This window comes from Rhodococcus sp. MPR-R1B, from assembly GCF_058793255.1.
This window is the reverse complement of sequence record NZ_JBXAFO010000017.1, coordinates 105,192-123,048: the sequence shown is the minus strand read 5'-3', so window position 1 is coordinate 123,048 and position 17,857 is coordinate 105,192. Positions and strand designations below refer to the sequence as shown.

The 17,857-nt window shown below is 62.0% G+C and carries 18 protein-coding genes; 13 read left to right on the top strand and 5 right to left on the bottom strand.

From position 1 onward, the window contains the following. Nucleotides 1-369 precede the first annotated feature (369 nt). Complete coding sequence (locus AC1Q61_RS22405; protein ID WP_007734072.1) at nt 370-606, top strand: hypothetical protein; 237 nt, start codon at nt 370-372, stop codon at nt 604-606. Between the two features lie 135 nt (nt 607-741). Here AC1Q61_RS22405 and AC1Q61_RS22400 read toward each other — a convergent pair whose 3' ends face one another. From AC1Q61_RS22400 to kstD, 3 genes are all read right to left on the bottom strand, one after another. Then, entirely contained in the window at nt 742-2,505 is a 1,764-nt protein-coding gene (locus tag AC1Q61_RS22400; RefSeq protein WP_007734073.1) for a cholesterol oxidase substrate-binding domain-containing protein, read from the bottom strand. A 69-nt stretch (nt 2,506-2,574) separates the two neighbouring features. Next, nucleotides 2,575-3,432, bottom strand: a complete 858-nt coding sequence (locus tag AC1Q61_RS22395) for a MaoC/PaaZ C-terminal domain-containing protein (RefSeq protein ID WP_003945880.1) — start codon at nt 3,430-3,432, stop codon at nt 2,575-2,577. Further along, nucleotides 3,422-5,146, bottom strand: coding sequence for a 3-oxosteroid 1-dehydrogenase (kstD, locus tag AC1Q61_RS22390; protein WP_181992023.1), 1,725 nt, complete (start codon nt 5,144-5,146; stop codon nt 3,422-3,424). The genes AC1Q61_RS22395 and kstD overlap by 11 nt, the downstream gene beginning before the upstream one ends. Before the next feature lie 115 nt (nt 5,147-5,261). Between kstD and AC1Q61_RS22385 the strand changes: the two genes are divergently transcribed. The 6 genes from AC1Q61_RS22385 to AC1Q61_RS22360 are packed head-to-tail and all read left to right on the top strand — an operon-like array spanning nt 5,262 to nt 10,841. Next, nucleotides 5,262-6,860: an FAD-binding protein gene (locus AC1Q61_RS22385; protein ID WP_136471265.1), complete on the top strand. Its 1,599-nt coding sequence runs from the start codon at nt 5,262-5,264 to the stop codon at nt 6,858-6,860. Between the two features lie 3 nt (nt 6,861-6,863). After that, entirely contained in the window at nt 6,864-7,649 is a 786-nt protein-coding gene (locus AC1Q61_RS22380) for a 2-keto-4-pentenoate hydratase (RefSeq protein ID WP_042449395.1), read from the top strand. An 8-nt stretch (nt 7,650-7,657) separates the two neighbouring features. Continuing rightward, nucleotides 7,658-8,560 carry an acetaldehyde dehydrogenase (acetylating) gene (locus AC1Q61_RS22375; protein WP_054826815.1) on the top strand — a complete coding sequence of 301 codons (903 nt, stop codon included), beginning with the start codon at nt 7,658-7,660 and terminating at the stop codon, nt 8,558-8,560. Continuing rightward, entirely contained in the window at nt 8,557-9,600 is a 1,044-nt protein-coding gene (dmpG, locus tag AC1Q61_RS22370) for a 4-hydroxy-2-oxovalerate aldolase (protein WP_007734084.1), read from the top strand. The genes AC1Q61_RS22375 and dmpG overlap by 4 nt, the downstream gene beginning before the upstream one ends. 3 nt (nt 9,601-9,603) lie before the next feature. Continuing rightward, entirely contained in the window at nt 9,604-10,356 is a 753-nt protein-coding gene (locus AC1Q61_RS22365; RefSeq protein ID WP_003945607.1) for an SDR family NAD(P)-dependent oxidoreductase, read from the top strand. Then, nucleotides 10,353-10,841 carry a VOC family protein gene (locus tag AC1Q61_RS22360; protein ID WP_058227278.1) on the top strand — a complete coding sequence of 163 codons (489 nt, stop codon included), beginning with the start codon at nt 10,353-10,355 and terminating at the stop codon, nt 10,839-10,841. The genes AC1Q61_RS22365 and AC1Q61_RS22360 overlap by 4 nt, the downstream gene beginning before the upstream one ends. Here AC1Q61_RS22360 and AC1Q61_RS22355 read toward each other — a convergent pair. Together AC1Q61_RS22355 and AC1Q61_RS22350 are read right to left on the bottom strand one after the other, a co-directional pair. Continuing rightward, nucleotides 10,828-12,435: an FAD-dependent monooxygenase gene (locus tag AC1Q61_RS22355; protein WP_492651059.1), complete on the bottom strand. Its 1,608-nt coding sequence runs from the start codon at nt 12,433-12,435 to the stop codon at nt 10,828-10,830. The two genes, AC1Q61_RS22360 and AC1Q61_RS22355, sit on opposite strands and share 14 nt — an antisense overlap. Nucleotides 12,436-12,574: 139 nt before the next feature. Beyond that, on the bottom strand, nt 12,575-12,856 hold the full coding sequence (locus tag AC1Q61_RS22350; protein WP_197523640.1) for an HIT family protein: 282 nt from the start codon (nt 12,854-12,856) through the stop codon (nt 12,575-12,577). Nucleotides 12,857-13,248: 392 nt separating this feature from the next. On the opposite strand from AC1Q61_RS22350, the gene AC1Q61_RS22345 reads away from it, so the two are divergent. The 6 genes from AC1Q61_RS22345 to AC1Q61_RS22320 all read left to right on the top strand — a co-directional run bounded on the left by AC1Q61_RS22345 (nt 13,249) and on the right by AC1Q61_RS22320 (nt 17,801). Then, a complete protein-coding gene (locus AC1Q61_RS22345; RefSeq protein WP_003945652.1) occupies nt 13,249-14,424 on the top strand; it encodes an alkane 1-monooxygenase in 1,176 nt (391 codons plus the stop codon). Then, nucleotides 14,421-14,591 (top strand): rubredoxin, encoded by a 171-nt coding sequence (locus AC1Q61_RS22340; RefSeq protein ID WP_007734092.1) that lies wholly within the window; start codon nt 14,421-14,423, stop codon nt 14,589-14,591. Before AC1Q61_RS22345 ends, AC1Q61_RS22340 begins: the two co-directional genes overlap by 4 nt. Before the next feature lie 30 nt (nt 14,592-14,621). Next, nucleotides 14,622-14,813, top strand: coding sequence for a rubredoxin (locus AC1Q61_RS22335; RefSeq protein ID WP_007734094.1), 192 nt, complete (start codon nt 14,622-14,624; stop codon nt 14,811-14,813). Further along, on the top strand, nt 14,813-16,069 hold the full coding sequence (locus AC1Q61_RS22330) for an NAD(P)/FAD-dependent oxidoreductase (RefSeq protein WP_007734096.1): 1,257 nt from the start codon (nt 14,813-14,815) through the stop codon (nt 16,067-16,069). The genes AC1Q61_RS22335 and AC1Q61_RS22330 overlap by 1 nt, the downstream gene beginning before the upstream one ends. A gap of 74 nt (nt 16,070-16,143) precedes the next feature. Then, complete coding sequence (locus AC1Q61_RS22325; RefSeq protein ID WP_007734097.1) at nt 16,144-16,770, top strand: TetR/AcrR family transcriptional regulator; 627 nt, start codon at nt 16,144-16,146, stop codon at nt 16,768-16,770. A 197-nt stretch (nt 16,771-16,967) separates the two neighbouring features. Beyond that, entirely contained in the window at nt 16,968-17,801 is an 834-nt protein-coding gene (locus AC1Q61_RS22320) for a hypothetical protein (RefSeq protein WP_492651055.1), read from the top strand. Nucleotides 17,802-17,857: the final 56 nt, after the last annotated feature.

Sequence of the window (17,857 nt, the reverse complement as noted above, 5' to 3'; positions counted from 1 at the left end):
CCCCCCCCCCGGATGGGGTTGAACTTACTTACATAACTGCATTCTTTCGAACTTCCGGACTCGCACAAGACATCCGGTAGCCGCTTTGAAGGGGGGTGCCGGGTCCGACTACACACTCACACACGAATTCGGCCCCGGCACGTCCCTGCCCTGCGGTACTGCTTGCGGGTAGTTCATCTCTCCCGCATCTCTTGACTCGTTCCTTGCTACGAGAAAAAAGATACAACAGCCTCGCGAGAATGTCTACCCTGGCCGCTGTAGATATTTTGTTGCGAACATTCTAGGTGTTGATATTCAGGAACGGCCTGGTCGCCGGGGGTGAGAGCGCTCAATGTGAGTCATAGGAGATGGATCTGGGACAATACTCCGATGCGAAATACCCCGAAGTCCGAGTCGTTGTTGCGCGCCCGCGCGGAGAGGGAAGAGCGCACCGGCTCCTCCGAGCATCCAGCTGGTGGCGCGCCGAACCCCGGAGAGGACTCGTCGTCGTCCGAGCCGGGGGCACGCAGCGACAGCGCCACGATTCGGTCGGCTCGGTCCGAGCTCTCAACTCACGCCAGGGCAGTGGAAAGTATGCACGAGGCGATCCATCCTGATCGCGATTGAGGCAGCTGCCTCGTCGGGATGCGGGGGACTCCTTCATCCCGCTCACTGCAACGCACGACGGCCGCCGCACTCCCGAAAGTAAGGGGAGTGGCGACGACCGTCGAGTTGTCAGAGTGTGCGCTCAGTACTTGAACCTCAAGGCAGCAACTGGTCCAGGAAGGTGTTGCTGAAGACCTTGTGCGGATCCAACGCGTTGAATGCGGCGTTGGCGGTGTCCCAGTTGTCGCTCGATGGGACGCCGTCGCGGTAGGTCTGGGGGAGGCCCTGGGTGATGATCGGGGTGTCGGTGTACGGCTTGTCGGGGCCGAACGCCCAGCCCTTGGACCACTCGGGGCGGAAGGTGGCGTCGTTGTTGTTGTAGTGATTACGCATCCACTGTTCCATTTCGCGGTAGAACGCGAACATGCCGGGGGTTCCGGGGACGCCGAGGACGTTGAGCCAGATGGCGGTGTCCCATTCCGGATGGTCGGGGCGAGGGCGCATGGCCGAGATGGTGGGGGCGCCTGCCGAGTCGACCTCGACATCCGACGGTTGATCGAGGCCGCAGCAACGGATTTCGACGGGCCCGTTGAGGGGGAACTGTCCGATGGAGCGGTAGTACTCCATGCGGCCGTTGAACCACTGGGTGAAGTCGTGGATGACCTGGCCGATGTTGGCGCGAGAGGTGATGACGGCTCCGCCGCCCTCGGTCAGGCGCAGGGTGGTGGCCCGGATGTAGAACTGGACGTCCTTGGACCATCCCCACAGGTCGTTGGAGAACGTCGCGGCGAGTCCGGCAACGGTGGTGGCGTACATGATCTGCCCGAATGCCGGTGCGATGCCCGGGTTTCCGGAGTTGATCTGGCCGATCATGTCGGTGACCGGCTCCGGGAGGTTGTCGGAGAAGATGTAGTTGTACGGTCCGGTCACCTCACGCGAGAACGGCGGCTTGGTGGGGGCAAGTGACCACACCTTCATCCACGGGCGTTCGGTGAAGGGGTACCAGATTGCTTCTGCGCGACCGTTTTCGCGGACGAACTTCTCGAAGGTGCGTCCGGACGCTCCGCGGGCGCCGAAGAGTTCCTGCCAACCGATGTCGGTGTGGCTGACGCAGCGCATGCGGTAGTTGGGGGCGGCCTGCAAGGTGACGGAGGTGAGGAAGGTGCGTCCGAGGTGAGTCAGCAGCGGCTTGATCGCCGCGTCGCTACGCGCGTACGTCTTCAGTGCGTACTCGCTGCCGTTCCAGACCACTGCGGTCAGGGAGGTGACGAGGTTGGAGAGTGAGCCGAAAGTCTGTCCGGGAACGTGTGCTTCGCCTTCGGCGGGGAGAGCTGCGCCGTGAGCGTCGACGGCGAGGCAGCCGGCAATGGTCAACACACCCGGCGCCGGCAGGTTCGCGAACCCGAGGCCCTGTGCCTGCAGTGCGGTCGTGATGGCGTCGAGGGTCGCGCCGGGTCCTGCGGTGACGGTGGCTGGGCTGCCACCGGCGTTGACGGAGACTCCGGTGAGGTGGACCGTGGTGTCGGCGAGGATGACCTTGTCGACCGGCGCACCGTTGACGATGGTCAGCGGCGTCCAGCCGTGCATGGCGCCGCGGGGACGAATGGTGTAGCCGTTGGCATGACCCCAGTTAGCGAGGCGGACTACGTCTTCGGGCGTCTTGGGCGAACAGGTCCAGATCGCGTCGAGCATGATCTCCTTGGACCAGTTCTGATATGCCTGCTGGTACAGCGCGATGCCTTCGGGGAAGGCAGGCGGCGGCGTGAGGGTGGACACGGGACCACCCGCGGAGCCGGAAGAGCCGGCGGGGACGGCGTAGGCCGGCGTCCAGCCGGCGAATGCGGTCGCTGCCACGGCGCCGGCTCCAGCGGCCATGAAACCTCGTCGGGACAGTCGGAACTTTTCGTCTTGTGCCGTCATCTTCGGGCTACTCCATCGGGTTCGAGAACTACGGTGAGTTCTAACAGGTGGGTATCAGACAGGTTGGTATCAGACAAGAGTGAGAACTACGTCAGCCAGGGCAGGAGCTTCGCGCTCCAGTACAGAAGCTGAGATCAGGAGTCGCCCATTGTCTTTCCAGATCTGGATACTCAAGTTCTCGCCGGGAAATACGACCCCGGCAAAGCGGGCCCGAAATCCGGCTACCCGACTGCTGTCGCCGTCGAGCATGGTATCCACTGCGGTCTTGCAGACCATTCCGTAAGTACACAGTCCATGCAGGATAGGCGCTGGAAAGCCTGCCGCGGAGGCGAATTGCGGATCCGAGTGCAACGGATTCCGATCACCACACATCCGGTACAGCAAAGCCTGCTGTGGAAGCACAGGCGTCACCACTGTCTCATCTGCTTCGCGATCCGGAAGCGTAATCGACTCCGACGGACCACGTTCACCCCCGAAACCACCCTCGCCGCGGGCGAAAATGGACGAGCGAGCTGTCCACAGCGGGTTGCCCTCGGCGTCAACCGTGACGGATTCCTGCACGATCACCGCGGCCTTGCCCTTGTCCCAGACCTCGGCGATTCGAGTTGTAGTGCGGCCACTTCCACTTGCCGGGATCGGCTGATGGACAGTGACTTCCTGGCTCCCGTGGACTACCTTCGCCAGATCGATTTCGACGCCGGGGAACGACACCTTCGGTGCTTCGGTGGCGTGGAAGTTGGCGGCGACGGTGGCAAAGGTGGGTAGTACCTGAGGCTTTTCGTCGTCGAGGTATCGAAGCTCGTTCGGATCAAGCGGACGAGCACCTGCCCCCAAGGCCAAGTGGTAGTGCTGCACGTCCGACGGGGTCCACGAGAACTCTTGTGGCGCAAGCTCGGCGCCGAGTGCGATCTTCGGATCAATTGGCATGGTCGACCGCCGTCTTTTCAGCTGCAGGTGCTTCGGTTGTCTCGGCCTTCTTCGCACGCTCGACGATGTCGAGTACGGCCAAGTAACCGAAAGTCATTGCGGGACCGATGGTCGCGCCTGGTCCGGCGTAGGTGTGGCCCATGACCGGAGCGCTCGCGTTGCCAGCCGCGTAGAGGCCGTCGATGACGCTTCCGTCTTCGCGTAATGCTCGGCCGTTGACGTCGGTGCAGATTCCGCCCTTGGTGCCGAGGTCACCCGGAACCATCTTGATGGCGTAGAACGGAGCCTTGCTGATTTCGGCGAGGCTGGGGTTCTTCAGTCGGGGATCGCCGTAGTACGCGTCGTAACCACTGTCACCGCGTCCGAAGTCCTCGTCCTTGCCGTTGCGCGCGAAGCCGTTGAACCGATCGACGGTTTCGGTCAGCGATGCGACGGGAAGCCCTGTCTTCTCGGCCAATTCGGCGATGGTTTCCGCCTTGACCACGATGCCGGCCTTGAGCCAGCGGCCGGGGAAGGGGGAGCGGGGAGTGATACCGGCAAACGTGTAGCGGTTGCGGTAGCGCTGATCGAGAATCATCCACGTCGGGATGTTCTCGCCGGGGCCCTCGCCCTGACCGTACTCACCGCCGTACATCGCATGGGTTGCCTCGACGTACGGAGCTGCCTCGTTGCCGAAGCGCTTGCCCGACATGTTGACCATCATGCAGCCCGGGAGGGTGCGCTCGGAGAGAGCGAACCACGGTCCGCCGGTCAGCGGAATGGACGGGCCCCACCAGGCGTCGTCCATGAAATCGACTGCAGCGCCCACTTCTTGGCCTGCGCGGATACCGTCGCCGGTGTTTGCCTTCGCGCCGACGGTCCATTCGGTGCCGATAGGTGCGCGCTGGTACTTCTCACGCATTTCCTTGTTGTGCTCGAATCCGCCGGATCCCAACACGACTCCGTGGCGAGCGCGGATGACCTGCTCCTCGCCGTCGACGATGACGTTGACGCCGCGAACTGCGCCGTCTTCGGTGTACAGGGAGGTCAGCGGGGTGTTCAGCAGGATGGGTACTCCGGCGGACTGAAGTCCGAGTCGAATACCGGCGACCAGTGCCTGGCCGCGAACCAGCAGATCCTTCTTGGTGGCCTTCGCTGCGAGGAATCGCATGCCGACCTTCATGGCGCGCAGGGGTCCGCGAGGATTGCGCATCAGCAGGTTGAGCCACTTGTAGTCGGCCTGGGTGATGACGAAGTTCTTGGGGGCCTTGACGTAGTCGGGCTCGAGGTTCTTGCGGTCGGCGCCCAACTTGTTGCCGTCGAACGGGGTGGGCTCGACACTGCGGCCACCGAGGCGTCCGCCGGGTGCTTCCGGGTAGTAGTCGGAGTAGCCGGGAACCCACTGCAGCTCGAGCGGGCTGTTCTTCAACACGAACGAGAGCATCTCGGGACCGCGCTCGAGATAGGTGTCGATGCGTTCGGGAGCGACAACGTCGCCGATGATGCTGTGCAGGTAGGAACGTGCGGCCTCCGGTGTATCGGTGACACCGTCCGCTTGAAGTGCCTCGTTGTTGGGGATCCAGACCCCACCACCGGAACGGGCGGTCGATCCGCCGTAGTGGGCGGCTTTCTCCACGATGACCACACTCAAGCCCTGGTGGGCTGCGGTCAAGGCCGCTGTCATACCTGCGGCACCACTGCCGACGACGACGATGTCGTATTCCTGCTTGCTCATGTAGAACACGTTATAGAATGATGGGGGTGTCAGTCCATGCTTTCTGCCAGGAAGTATTTCCGGACGTTGTCATTGATAACGAAACACGTTGCAGTGAGATTGAGGATGGTGCGGTGTGACCTGGGATACTTCGGTTGACGTCCTTGTGGTCGGGTTCGGTGTGGCGGGCGCCAGTGCGGCGCTCGAAGCTGTAGCGGCCGGTTCGTCGGTTTTGGCAATCGACCGAGCACTCGGTGGTGGTGCCAGCACGATTTCCGGAGGAATCTACTACGCCGGCGGCGGCACCGTGATTCAAAAGGAAGCCGGTGTCGAGGACAGTCCCGAAGCCATGCTCGCCTACCTGAACCGCGAGGTCGGTGACGCGGTGACGCCGCAGACTCTGCGCCGGTTCGTCGACGAGAGCCCGGCGTCGATCGACTGGCTGCGCAGTCACGGCGTGCCGTTCGAGGCCTCACTCTGTCCGTACAAGACGTCGTACCCGAGCAACAAGCACTACCTCTACTTCTCGGGTAGCGAATCGGCCGGCGGGTTCCGTGACATCGCAAAACCTGCTCCGCGTGGTCATCGCGCCAAGGGGCGTGGCACGTCGGGAAAGATGCTGTACGGCCCGCTCGCGAAGTCCGCGGAGGCGAAGGGCGTCCAGTTGCTCGGCCAGACGCGAGCGGACCGGCTGATCATCGAGGACGGCCGGGTGATCGGCGTCGAAGCACTGACGCTGCGTGACGCACCTGCCGGAGTTCGTCGCCGTCACGCGACGCTCGGGTCCCTGTCCTCCAAGCCCGGCGTCTACGCGCCGCAGTTGCGCACGATTCTCGACGCACTCATCGCGAAGATCGAGAAGAAGCACGCCAAGCGGATTCGCATCCAGGCGCGCGGCGGCGTGATCCTGAGCGCCGGCGGCTTCGTGTCCAATCGCGAGATGATGCGCACCCATGCCCCCGCCTACAAGGGCGGTATCCCGCTCGGCACGTCCGGGGACGACGGCAAAGGCATCAACCTCGGTATCGAAGCCGGGGGAGCCACCGACAAGCTCGGCAATGTGTCCGCCTGGCGATTCATCGTCCCGCCGAGTGCTTTTCTCGGTTCCATTTTGGTGGGTGAATCCGGTGCGCGAATCGTCGACGAGTCCCGTTACGGTGCCGCTCTCGGTCAGGCGATGGCGGAGAAGAGCAGCGGAATCGGTTGGCTGCTGGCAGATTCCGAACTCGTTCGCGGAGCGAAATCGCAGATAGGTGACCAGTCGATGTGGTTCCAGCGGGTGCAGACCACCGGAATGATGCGTACTGCAGTGCGTGGCAACACCATTGCCGAGGTCGCCCGCAAAGCGGGGATAGACGTCGCCGGCCTTCAAGCCACCGTCGACGCGCACAACTCCGCTGCCGCTGCCGGACAACCTGATCCGATGGGTAAACCGTCGGACTTCGTCAGGCCGATACTGTCTGCGCCGTTCACGATGTACGACGTCTCGATCAAGCCCAACATGATGAATCCGTGCCCGATGCTCACGCTCGGTGGATTGGTGGTCGACGAATCGTCCGGCATGGTGAAAAACGAGGCCGGGGAGGGTATCCCTGGTCTGTACGCCGCCGGCCGTACCGCGGTCGGTATCTGTTCCAACTCGTATGTGAGCGGCTTGTCGCTCGCCGACTGCGTATTCTCCGGACGACGAGCCGGTCAGCACGCAGCCGCATTCTCCACAGTCGGAAAGGCCTGAACGATGCTCTCGACGCAGATCCGCGGCGAACTTGCCGACCATCTTGATTCGGCGGAACGGGATCGCGCTCCGATCAGCCCGCTGATCGCCACGTATCCGGACATCGACGTCGTCGACGCCTACGAGATCCAGCTCATCAACATCCGGCGTCGTGTTGCCGGTGGCGCAAAGGTGGTCGGACACAAGGTCGGACTCTCGTCACTGGCGATGCAGCAGATGATGGGCGTAGACGAGCCAGATTACGGTCACCTGCTCGCCGAGATGGAAGAGTTCGAGAACCGTCCGGTCGACACGTCGCGCTTCTGCTTCCCGCGCGTCGAGGTGGAGGTCGCCTTCATTCTGGGAGCAGATCTGCCGGGCGCCGGGTGCACCGAACAAGACGTCATCGACGCTACTGTCGCCTATGCGCCGTCCATCGAGTTGATCGACAGCCGGATCAAGGACTGGAAGATCGGCCTCTCGGACACCATCGCGGACAACGCGTCCTCCGCCGGGTTCATCCTCGGCAAGGAACGAGTTCGCCCGTCGGACATCGACATCAAGGCCATCGACGCGGTGCTGACCTGCAACGGGGAGCGGATTGCGGAGGGGCGCAGCGATGCGGTTCTCGGTAACCCGGTCACCGCTGTCGCGTGGTTGGCGCAGAAGGTCGACACGTTCGGAGTTCGGCTCAAGGCCGGCGACATCGTTCTGCCGGGTTCGTGCACGCGAGCGATCGACGCTCATCCAGGCGACAACTTCCGAGCCGAGTTCAGCGGCCTCGGTTCCGTCTCTCTTCAGTTCACGTAGGAGTAGTCATGACCAAGGCAAGTGTGGCGATCGTCGGATCGGGAAACATCAGTACCGATCTGTTGTACAAACTGCAGCGTTCCGAGTGGCTCGAACCGCGATGGATGATCGGAATCGATCCCGAGAGTGAAGGATTGGCGCGCGCCCGCAAGATGGGGCTCGAGACCTCCGCCGAGGGCGTCGACTGGTTGCTCAGCCAGGCGGAGAAACCGGACCTGGTCTTCGAGGCGACGTCGGCATACGTGCACCGCGAGGCAGCACCGCGCTACGAGGCCGCCGGTATCCGTGCCGTCGACCTGACTCCGGCCGCGGTCGGCCCGGCTGTGGTTCCGCCCGCGAACCTGCGTGAGCACCTGGACGCACCCAACGTCAACATGATCACTTGCGGTGGGCAGGCAACCATTCCGATCGTCTACGCGGTGTCGCGTGTCGTCGACGTGGCGTACGCCGAGATCGTCGCCTCCGTTGCATCATTGTCCGCCGGCCCGGGAACTCGCGCGAACATCGATGAGTTCACCAAGACCACCAGCCGCGGTATCGAGACCATCGGCGGCGCACAGCGCGGCAAGGCGATCATCATCCTCAACCCCGCGGACCCGCCGATGATCATGCGCGACACAATCTTCTGCGCTATCCCCGAAGACGCCGACCAGGCCGCGATCACCGACTCCATTCACCGCGTCGTCAAGGACATCCAGCAGTACGTGCCCGGCTACCGGTTGCTCAACGAACCGCAGTTCGACGAACCGAGCGTCGTTTCCGGTGGCTATGCAACGGTCACCACGTTCGTCGAGGTCGAAGGCGCAGGCGATTTCCTGCCGCCGTACGCGGGCAACCTCGACATCATGACGGCAGCAGCCACCAAGGTGGGCGAGGAAATCGCCCAGAAGCTTCTGAGTGTGAAGGCATGAGCGACATGATTCATTTCGATTCGAGCTGGGACATCCGCGTCACCGACACGTCGCTGCGCGACGGCTCCCACCATAAGCGTCATCAGTTCACCGTCGACGAAGTACGAGCCATCGTCGGTGCCCTCGACGGAGCCGGAGTGCCGGTCATCGAGGTCACTCACGGCGACGGTCTCGGAGGATCCTCCTTCAACTACGGCTTCTCGAAGACTCCCGAGCAGGAACTGATCAAAGCTGCAGTCGAGACGGCGACCAACGCGAAGATCGCCTTCCTGATGCTGCCCGGGTTGGGCATCAAGGACGACATCGTCATCGCACAGGACAACGGTGCGTCCATCTGCCGCATTGCAACTCACTGCACCGAGGCAGACGTATCCATCCAGCACTTCGGCCTCGCGCGTGAGCGTGGACTCGAAACAGTCGGATTCCTCATGATGGCTCACTCGATTCCGCCGGAGAAGCTGGCCAAGCAGGCTCGCATCATGGCCGACGCGGGTTGCCAGTGTGTGTACGTGGTCGACTCGGCCGGCGCGCTGGTACTCGAGCAGGTATCCGATCGCGTCGAGGCGCTGGTTCAGGAACTCGGCAACGACGCTCAGGTCGGCTTCCACGGCCACGAGAACCTGGGCCTGGGCGTCGCCAATTCCATTGCGGCAGTTCGTGCGGGAGCCAAGCAGATCGACGGTAGTACCCGTCGGTTCGGTGCCGGCGCCGGCAACGCCCCGGTCGAGGCGTTTGTCGGTGTCTGCGACAAGATCGGCGTCAAGACCGGTATCGACTTCTTCGCGATCGCCGATGCAGCCGAAGACGTTGTGCGCCCGGCAATGCCGCAGGAGTGCCTGCTCGATCGTCAGGCACTGATGATGGGCTACGCCGGCGTGTACTCGAGCTTCCTCAAGCATGCCGAGCGTCAGGCCGAGCGGTACGGAGTGTCGTCCGCGGAACTGTTGGTGCGCGCAGGTAAGCGCAAGTTGGTCGGCGGACAGGAAGATCAGTTGATCGACATCGCGCTGGAACTCCAGCGCGAAGCAGCGGCTTCCTAGGTCATGGCAGACGTACTGGCCGGAAAAGTGGCCTTGGTGACCGGCGCGTCCTCAGGGTTGGGGCGCGCGGTGGCCGAGATACTCCACCGCAGGGGCGCACAGGTTTTCGGTATCGCCCGCGACAAGGAAAAGCTGCGACAGTCGATGGTCGAGGTGGTCGGCGCGGATGGAGAGCGTCGTTTCGCGGCGACGGACGTCTCGGATTCCGCTCAGTGTGATGCGGCCGTGCAGGCGTGCGTCGACGAACTCGGTGGTATCGACATCCTCGTCAACGTGGCGGGATCGCACTCGTTGCGCCACACGGCAGACATTGCGGATTCCGAATGGGCACATGACCTTGCGGTCAATCTGAACGGACCGTTCTTCCTTTCCCGAGCAGCACTGCCGCACTTGCTGGAACGGGGCGGCAACATCGTCAACGTCTCCTCGATCGCGGGACTGGAAGGGCAGGCGTACTCGGCTGGATACTGTGCTGCCAAGCACGGACTCATCGGACTGACCCGAGCGATGGCGATGGAGTTCACCGGAAAGTCTCTGCGTGTCAACGCAATCTGCCCCGGCGGCATGATGACTCCTCAAGTCACCGGATTCACCTTCCCCGACGGAGTCGACTTCGACCTCGTCATGAAGGTTGCCTCGCCGCGTGGCTTGATGGAAGCCGAGGACGTTGCGAAGATGGTGGCTTTCGTCGCCTCCGACGACGCCTCGGCGATACACGGGGCCGTCTACTCGGTGGACAACGGAAAAATGGCATGACCCCGTTGGTCTCGGGACCGATCTTCCAGATCTGCTGGGCGGTCGAGGAGATCGAGGCCGCCGAACAGGAGTTCACTCGGCAGTGGGGAGTGGAGCGATGGCTACGTATGCCAGACATCGCCTTTGGTCCCGAGACCACAACGTATCGAGGTGAGCCCGCGGACTATGTCGTTCACGTGTCGATCGGATATGCGGGCAGCCAACAGCTCGAGTTGATCCAACCAGTGTCCGGACGCAACCTGTACACGGAGTTCCTGGAGACTCACGGCGTCGGAGTTCATCACATGGCTTGGGTTCCAGGCGATTACGAGGCGACGTTGCTCGAGGCCGAGCGTCGCGGAATGTCGGTGGTGCAACAAGGTCGGGTAGAGGGCGCCGGCATGGAGTTCTCCTACCTCGATGCCGGGCCGTTGGGTGGATACGTCGAGTTGATGAAGCTCTCGCCCGAGATTCGGTTGATGTTCGCTTCGCTCATTCCTGATTGACGGCAAACAATTTCGTGAAGTAATCGGAAACGTTCTCCGGGTGACCACGGAATCCGAGGTAGCCGTCGGGGCGAATGACCAGCGCCGCCGTACCTTCGACCCCATACGCGGCGCACAGTTGCGAGGCGTTGTCCTCGATGATCGGCACCAGCGAGTCGACGGTCACGGTTCCCGGTGGCACTATCGCGTAGACGTCCAGCAAGCCGTGCGCTGATCGAATTGCGGCGTCGGCGACCTTCTCCAAGCTGTTGATGCTCTCCGCGGATCCGTCCGAAGTCAGCAGTAACGTGTGGTCGACTCCGGACAGCAGGTCGAACAACCGAATTGGATACTGCACACCGTCTCGGCGCATTCCGCGTGCATCGGGTGCACGCTCGCCCGGTTGAACGTGTGGACTCGAAGAATTACGCCCGGTGTTCAGCGGACTCTCCGAGTAGTCGATCAACAATTGAGCCTGGCGCCGCATTGCCGTGTCGATGGAGGACTCTCCCGAACCGATTCCTTCTCGAGCATTTCGGACCGTCATCCCGACGACTTCTTCACCGACCGGCCGCCTTTCGGCGTCGTAGGTCTCGAGAAGATCTGCTGTTGCAACGCCTTTGACGGCGAGCGCTATCTTCCACGCAAGATTGTGGGCGTCCTGGATCCCGGTGTTCATGCCCTGCGCGCCAGTCGGGGGATGGATGTGCGCGGCGTCGCCGGCGACAAAAACCCGTCCGCGACCGTAAGCGTCGACGATGCGGTGGCTGATGCGGAAGACCGAGGACCATCGCAGCATCGAGGCGGTTGTCGGTTCTGGGGACAGTCTGTCGAGCACGGCCTGGATGTGATGGAGTTCAGGTGTCTTGCCGGTTGAAAAACCGTGTTGTACAGAGGCTTTGTTCGACGATTCGTCCGGCATCAAATCGTCCGGAACGAGCATCGACATGCGGTACCGCTTGTGTCCGGGAAGTGGGATGCAGACGAGTAGGTCGTCGGTGGTTCCGTCGTCGGTGGTGTGGTTGGCGCGGACGGAGTAGCCGCTGGGGATCGACCAGTCGACTTCGACGTCACCGAGCATGTAGCTTTCCGCAAACGCGCCGCCCTCGAAGCTCAGGCCAAGCCCTTTGCGGACCACGCTGTGAGCGCCGTCGGAACCCACCAGATACTGGACGTTCACGGTGCTGCCGTCGCTGAGGGTGCAGGTGACGGAGTCGTCGGATTGTTCGAATGCAGTGAGGCCGACTCCGCGTTCGACGGTTGTTCCCAACTCGGTGAGGCGCTCGGTGAGGATGCGCTCCGTCGAGTACTGAGGCAGGCAGAGAAACCAGTAAGGAACGTCCTCGGGGAGGGTGAGGTCGACGCGGCCGACCTCGACGCCGTTCGTGTACATGATCTGACCGCGCATCAATGTCGAGGCGTCGAGTGCCTGGCGGAGCACCCCCATGTTCTCGAAGAGTTCGAGAGTGCGTGGCTGAATCCCGACGGCTTTCGCGTATTGCCGCGGTTCGTCGAGGGGGTCGACTATTCGACAGGAGATACCGCGTCTGCGCAGCTCGATCGCGGTGGTCAAGCCGATCGGGCCGGCGCCCGCTACCAATACGTCGGTATCCATGAGGACCCACTCACGTCGGGGACAGTCGGTCATTTCAGTATGGGTAAGCGAACTTTCGTTTTGGGGAAATTCGCGCAAATCGGACATCGAGAGGTTGTGTCTCGCGCCGACTGTCCGTCCGCGCACCGACTGTTTTGCGCTATTGCTCGTCTTCGAAGCCGAGCGCGATTCTCCTGCACAGAAGCGTGAGCTCGACCTCGTCGACGCGTGGCGCGTCGTCCCATGAATCGACGTCGTTCCAACTCACTGAACTCGGAGCGCCGAAAGGCCTGACGAAAACGTGCTGATGAAAGTGGGGGACGCTTAGCCCAGCGATCGCGGAGAACACGAATTCCGGAGTCAATTCCGAGTCGAGGGCACGTGAGACGCACCAGACCGCGTGTGCGATGGCGAGTGCTTCAGGTTCGGATAGTGAAGGCAACCCGGACACGTGTCGACGGGTCTCGACGAACACATATCCAGGAACCGAACGTCCGTGTGGTGGAGGGGGCCGATGGGAGACAAGGACGAAGTCGTCCTCGAATATTCGAGGGCTGACGAGCGGGCCTGTTCCTCGGTGTTTGGCGCATATTGCGCACGTTGACGTCCCCATTCCACTTTTGTAGCGAGTGTGGCGCGGTGGCGGAAGATTTGCGATCAGCCCGAACGGAGGGTTCATCTAGATGTACAAATTGACATGTTTGTAAAAGTTTTACTTTGAAAATCGTTGACAAAACGCCATCATTTGTCCACTCTCTATACATAGATGTTGTTCGTGTCGCGGATTACCGCGCAGGACGCACTCACTGATCCGAACGAGAACTGGAGAATTCGATGGCGGCGTTGGTGTACACCGAGCCAGATGGTCGGCTCGCAACTTGGAGAGACCGGAAACGCTACTTGTGGCTGTTGGCGCTGATTCCGTCATCGGCAACTTTCATCGCCGTGGGGCTTGTTACCGCCACCGGATGGAATGTCTTCTGGTGGACCGGCCCACTGATCGCGTTTGCTCTCATTCCCGTCATCGACATCCTGGCGGGTGAGGACGGGAAGAATCCGCCCGACGAGGTGATCGACGAACTCGAGAACGACCGCTTCTACCGGTGGTGCACCTACGCCTATCTGCCGCTGCAGTACACGGCCTTCTTCCTGTCCTGCTACATCTGGGCGCGTTGGGATTTGAGCGTTCTCTCCAATATCGGACTCGCAGTGACGATCGGTGTGACGGCCGGAATCGGCATCAACACAGCCCATGAACTCGGGCACAAGAAGGAGAGCGTCGAGCGCTGGTTGTCCAAAATCGTTCTCGCACAGAGTGCTTACGGTCACTTCTACCTCGAGCACAACCGTGGCCACCATGTGCGAGTGTCGACTCCGGAAGATCCGGCGACCTCGCGCTTCGGTGAGACCCTCTACGGTTTCTGGCCGCGCAGCGTCGGCGGGGGATTGAAGTCGGCGTGGCATCTCGAGAAGACCCGCTTCGAGCGTTTGGGCACCACGCACTGGAGCATCAAGAACGACGTGCTCAACGCCTGGCTCATGTCGGTTGTTCTGTTCGGTGTCGCGCTTGCAGTGTTCGGGATCGGCATCGCGCCGTACCTCGTGATCCAGGCGTTCATCGGGTTTTCGCTGCTCGAAGCGATCAACTACCTCGAGCACTACGGACTCCTACGTCAGAAAACCGCAAGCGGACGGTACGAGCGATGCACGCCGGCGCACAGCTGGAACAGTGATCGCATCTGCACCAACGTCTTCCTTTATCACTTGCAGCGGCACAGCGATCATCATGCGAATCCGACACGGCGCTACCAAGCGCTTCGCAGTATGGAAGAGGCCCCTCAGCTCCCGAGCGGCTACGCCAGCATGATCATGCTCGCAACAGTCCCGCCCCTGTGGCGCAAGGTGATGGACCACCGCGTTCTCGAGCACTACCGAGGTGACATCACCCAGGTCAACATCGCGCCGAAGAAGCGGGCCAAGATCCTCGCAGCCTACGGGGTGAACGCATGAACGCCTACATCTGCCCGATCTGCGACTACACGTACACCGAATCGACAGGCGCTGCGCGAGAAGGCTTTCCGCCCGGCACGCCGTGGTCGAGTATTCCGGACGACTGGTGCTGCCCCGACTGCGGCGTCCGCGAGAAGGTCGACTTCACCCTCGTCACGCAATCCTGATCGAAATACCCACCGGTGAAAGGAAAACCGATGTCCGAGACTGCCACTGCTTACAAATTGTTCCGCTGCCTCCAGTGCGGGTTCGAATACGACGAAGCGATCGGCTGGCCCGACGACGGTATCGAGCCGGGTACTCGCTGGGACGAGATTCCCGAAGACTGGTCCTGCCCTGATTGTGGTGCCGCCAAAGTCGATTTCGAAATGGTGGAGGTGGACCGCTGATGACAGCGGTCAGCGAGCCCGACACACGCACCGTCGTGATCGTGGGCACGGGCATCGCCGGTTCCGGTGCCGCGCAGGCCCTGCGCAAGGAAGGGTTCGGCGGCAGCATCATCCTGATCGGAAGCGAACCTGAGGAGCCGTACCGCCGCCCAGCGCTGTCGAAGGAGCTACTGTCCGGGAAAGCGTCGTTCGATCGGGTTCGGTTGCGGCCGTCGACTTTCTGGAACGAGCAGGGTATCGATCTTCGGATCGGCGCAACTGTCACGAGTATCGACACAGATTCCCGCACAGTACTTTTAGCCGACGGTGACAGCATCGACTACGACGTTCTGATTCTTGCCACGGGTGGACGGTCCCGACGGTTGGCCGCGGAAGATTCCGAGCGCGTTCACTATCTTCGGGATATCGCAGACATGCGACGCTTGCAATCCCAGCTGATCGAAGGATCCTCGCTATTGGTGGTCGGCGGTGGCTTGATCGGATCGGAGGTGGCGTCAACGGCACGCGACTTGGGTTGCAGTGTGCAGGTTCTCGAAGCGCAACCGGTGCCCCTGTCCAGGCTGCTTCCACCGTCGATAGCGGAGAAGATCGCCGCGCTGCACGTCTCGGCGGGCGTCGCCTTGCAGACGGGAGTCGACCTCGAGACGCTCACGACGGGTGCCGACGGCGTCACCGCACGTGCGCGTGACGGACGCGAGTGGACAGCGGAGTTGGCCGTCGTCGCAATCGGATCCTTGCCCGATACCGATGTGGCTGCTGCTGCGGGTATTGCGGTGGACAACGGGATTTCGGTAGACCGATACCTCCGGACCTCCGTCGACAATGTGTACGCGATCGGCGATGTGGCCAACGTGCCCAACGGTTTTCTCGGCGGCATGCACCGTGGTGAGCACTGGAACACTGCGCAGGACCACGCAGTTGCAGTTGCCAAGACCATCGTCGGGAAGGAAGAACCCTTCGAATCCGTCCCTTGGAGTTGGTCGAACCAATTCGGCCGCAACATTCAAGTAGCGGGTTGGCCAGGCGCGGACGACACCGTGATTGTTCGAGGAGACTTGGACTCCTATGACTTCACTGCGATCTGCATGCGCGACGGAAATATCGTCGGTGCTGTGAGCGTGGGCCGGCCGAAGGACATTCGTGCCGTCCGAACCCTTATCGAACGCTCCCCGGACATCAGCGCCGACGTACTCGCCGATACAAACAGGGATCTGACCGAACTTGCGGCGGGTCTTGTCGCCTCACCGGTGCTCTGAGTGCACTCGTGACTTCTGTGGCTTGCGTGTCCACCGTTTTGACACCGAGCACGGGCGATGGAAATCTTCCCGATATGTCCACCGCTCGTGCCCGTGTCCCGTACCACGAGGCAGCTCGTCAACTCCTCCGTGCGTCAGCGCTCGACGCCACACGCGAACTCTTGACCGAGAAATCGTGGAACGACATCACGATGGCGCATATCGCGGAAGCTGCGGGTATGAGCCGGCAGACGTTGTACAAGGAGTTCACGTCTCGCCAGGGATTGGCGTCCGGATACCTCATCCGGTTTGTTGACGAGTTCCTCGAAGAGGTGGAACGCGAAGTAACGCTCCATCATTCGGATCCGCGGGGCGCGGTCTCGGCAGCCTTCCGTGCCTTCTTCGACGCCGGTGCCCGGGATCCGATGGTGGTCAGCATTGTCGGTCCCCGGCCGCAGCACGACCTGCTGAGCTTGGTCACCACTGACGGGACTCCGCTGCTCGAACATGCGAGCGCGAGGTTGGCCGAGATCTTCATGACCAGTTGGGCGAACGTCGACCGCATCCATGCCGAGATGTTCGGCAGCACGATAGTGCGTCTGGCGATCAGTCACGTGACGTTGTCTTTCGGTACCCCCGATCAGATCGCCGAGAACCTGGGGGAGATGTTCGGGCCGTTCCTCGATCAGGTCATCGGTTCGGGCACAGTCGAACCGAACTGAGCCGACAGGATCGATACGGTTTCCGGGCTAGGACGGAAGTTCGATCGAGCGTGATCGCCGTAGTTCTTTGGTGGGAAATATCGTCGTTATGTGTGAATCCGCGTCTCACTTCTCGGTAGCGTGCCGGGCGTAGATCGAGGTGCGATCCGCAGGGGGTGGCTCTCGTGAATTTCCGTCAACGGTGGAGGAATTCGAAGATGAAGAGCCGCAACAAATCTCGAGTGATGTCGACAGTCGCGCTAGTTGCAACATTTGTCATGGCCGGTGCAGGTGTGGCACTTGCCGACGAATCATCGTCAGGGTCTTCCGGCAGCGGATCGCTCGGTTCCTCCGGTGCGGCAGCGGTTGATCCGTTGACCTTCGACGGTTGGGGCACGTGCCCGATCGAGGATCTCGAGGTGACGACGTGCGCCAGCGTCGTAGTTCGCGGAGGGACCATGAAATTGGGCGCACTTTCGGTGCCGATCCCGGACGGAAGCCTCAAGGTTGCGGGCGGAGTGAAATACGCGACCCAGCCGGACAACAGTTTCATCGAGACGTTCGTCACCAAGCAGGACGGGTCCAACGGGGTCTATTCCAATCCGATTTCGGTACCCGGAGGTGCTCTCGGGATCGATACTCCGCTGGGACTGACTCAGATCAGCGCGACGGTGGAATCGGTGGGAGTCCCGGATCTGAAGGTTCTCGAGCAGGAACTCACCATGCCTGTTCGATTGAAACTGTCTAATCCCTTGCTCGGTGACGATTGCTACATCGGTTCGGTTTCGAATCCGATCAACCTTCACCTGACCACAACCGGAAACCCTCCGTCGGAACCTATCGGTGAGTTCCCCGGTGCAGTGTTCCCGGCAGTCCCACATTCGGATGCGGTGTTTGCGGCGCCGGGAGCCAGCGGGTGTGGACCGCTGGGTGCGCTCAACTGGGCCGTGAATCTACGCGGGGGAGTGCCGGCGGCCAGCGGAAAGAACTCTCTCACCACGTCGAGCGACGTCTACGCGGTGGCTGCACGAAAGGTGCGACCGCCTGCCTGACGGACGCGCGGGCGCTGGAACGTAAAACGAGGGCCGACCCGTGGGTCGGCCCTCGT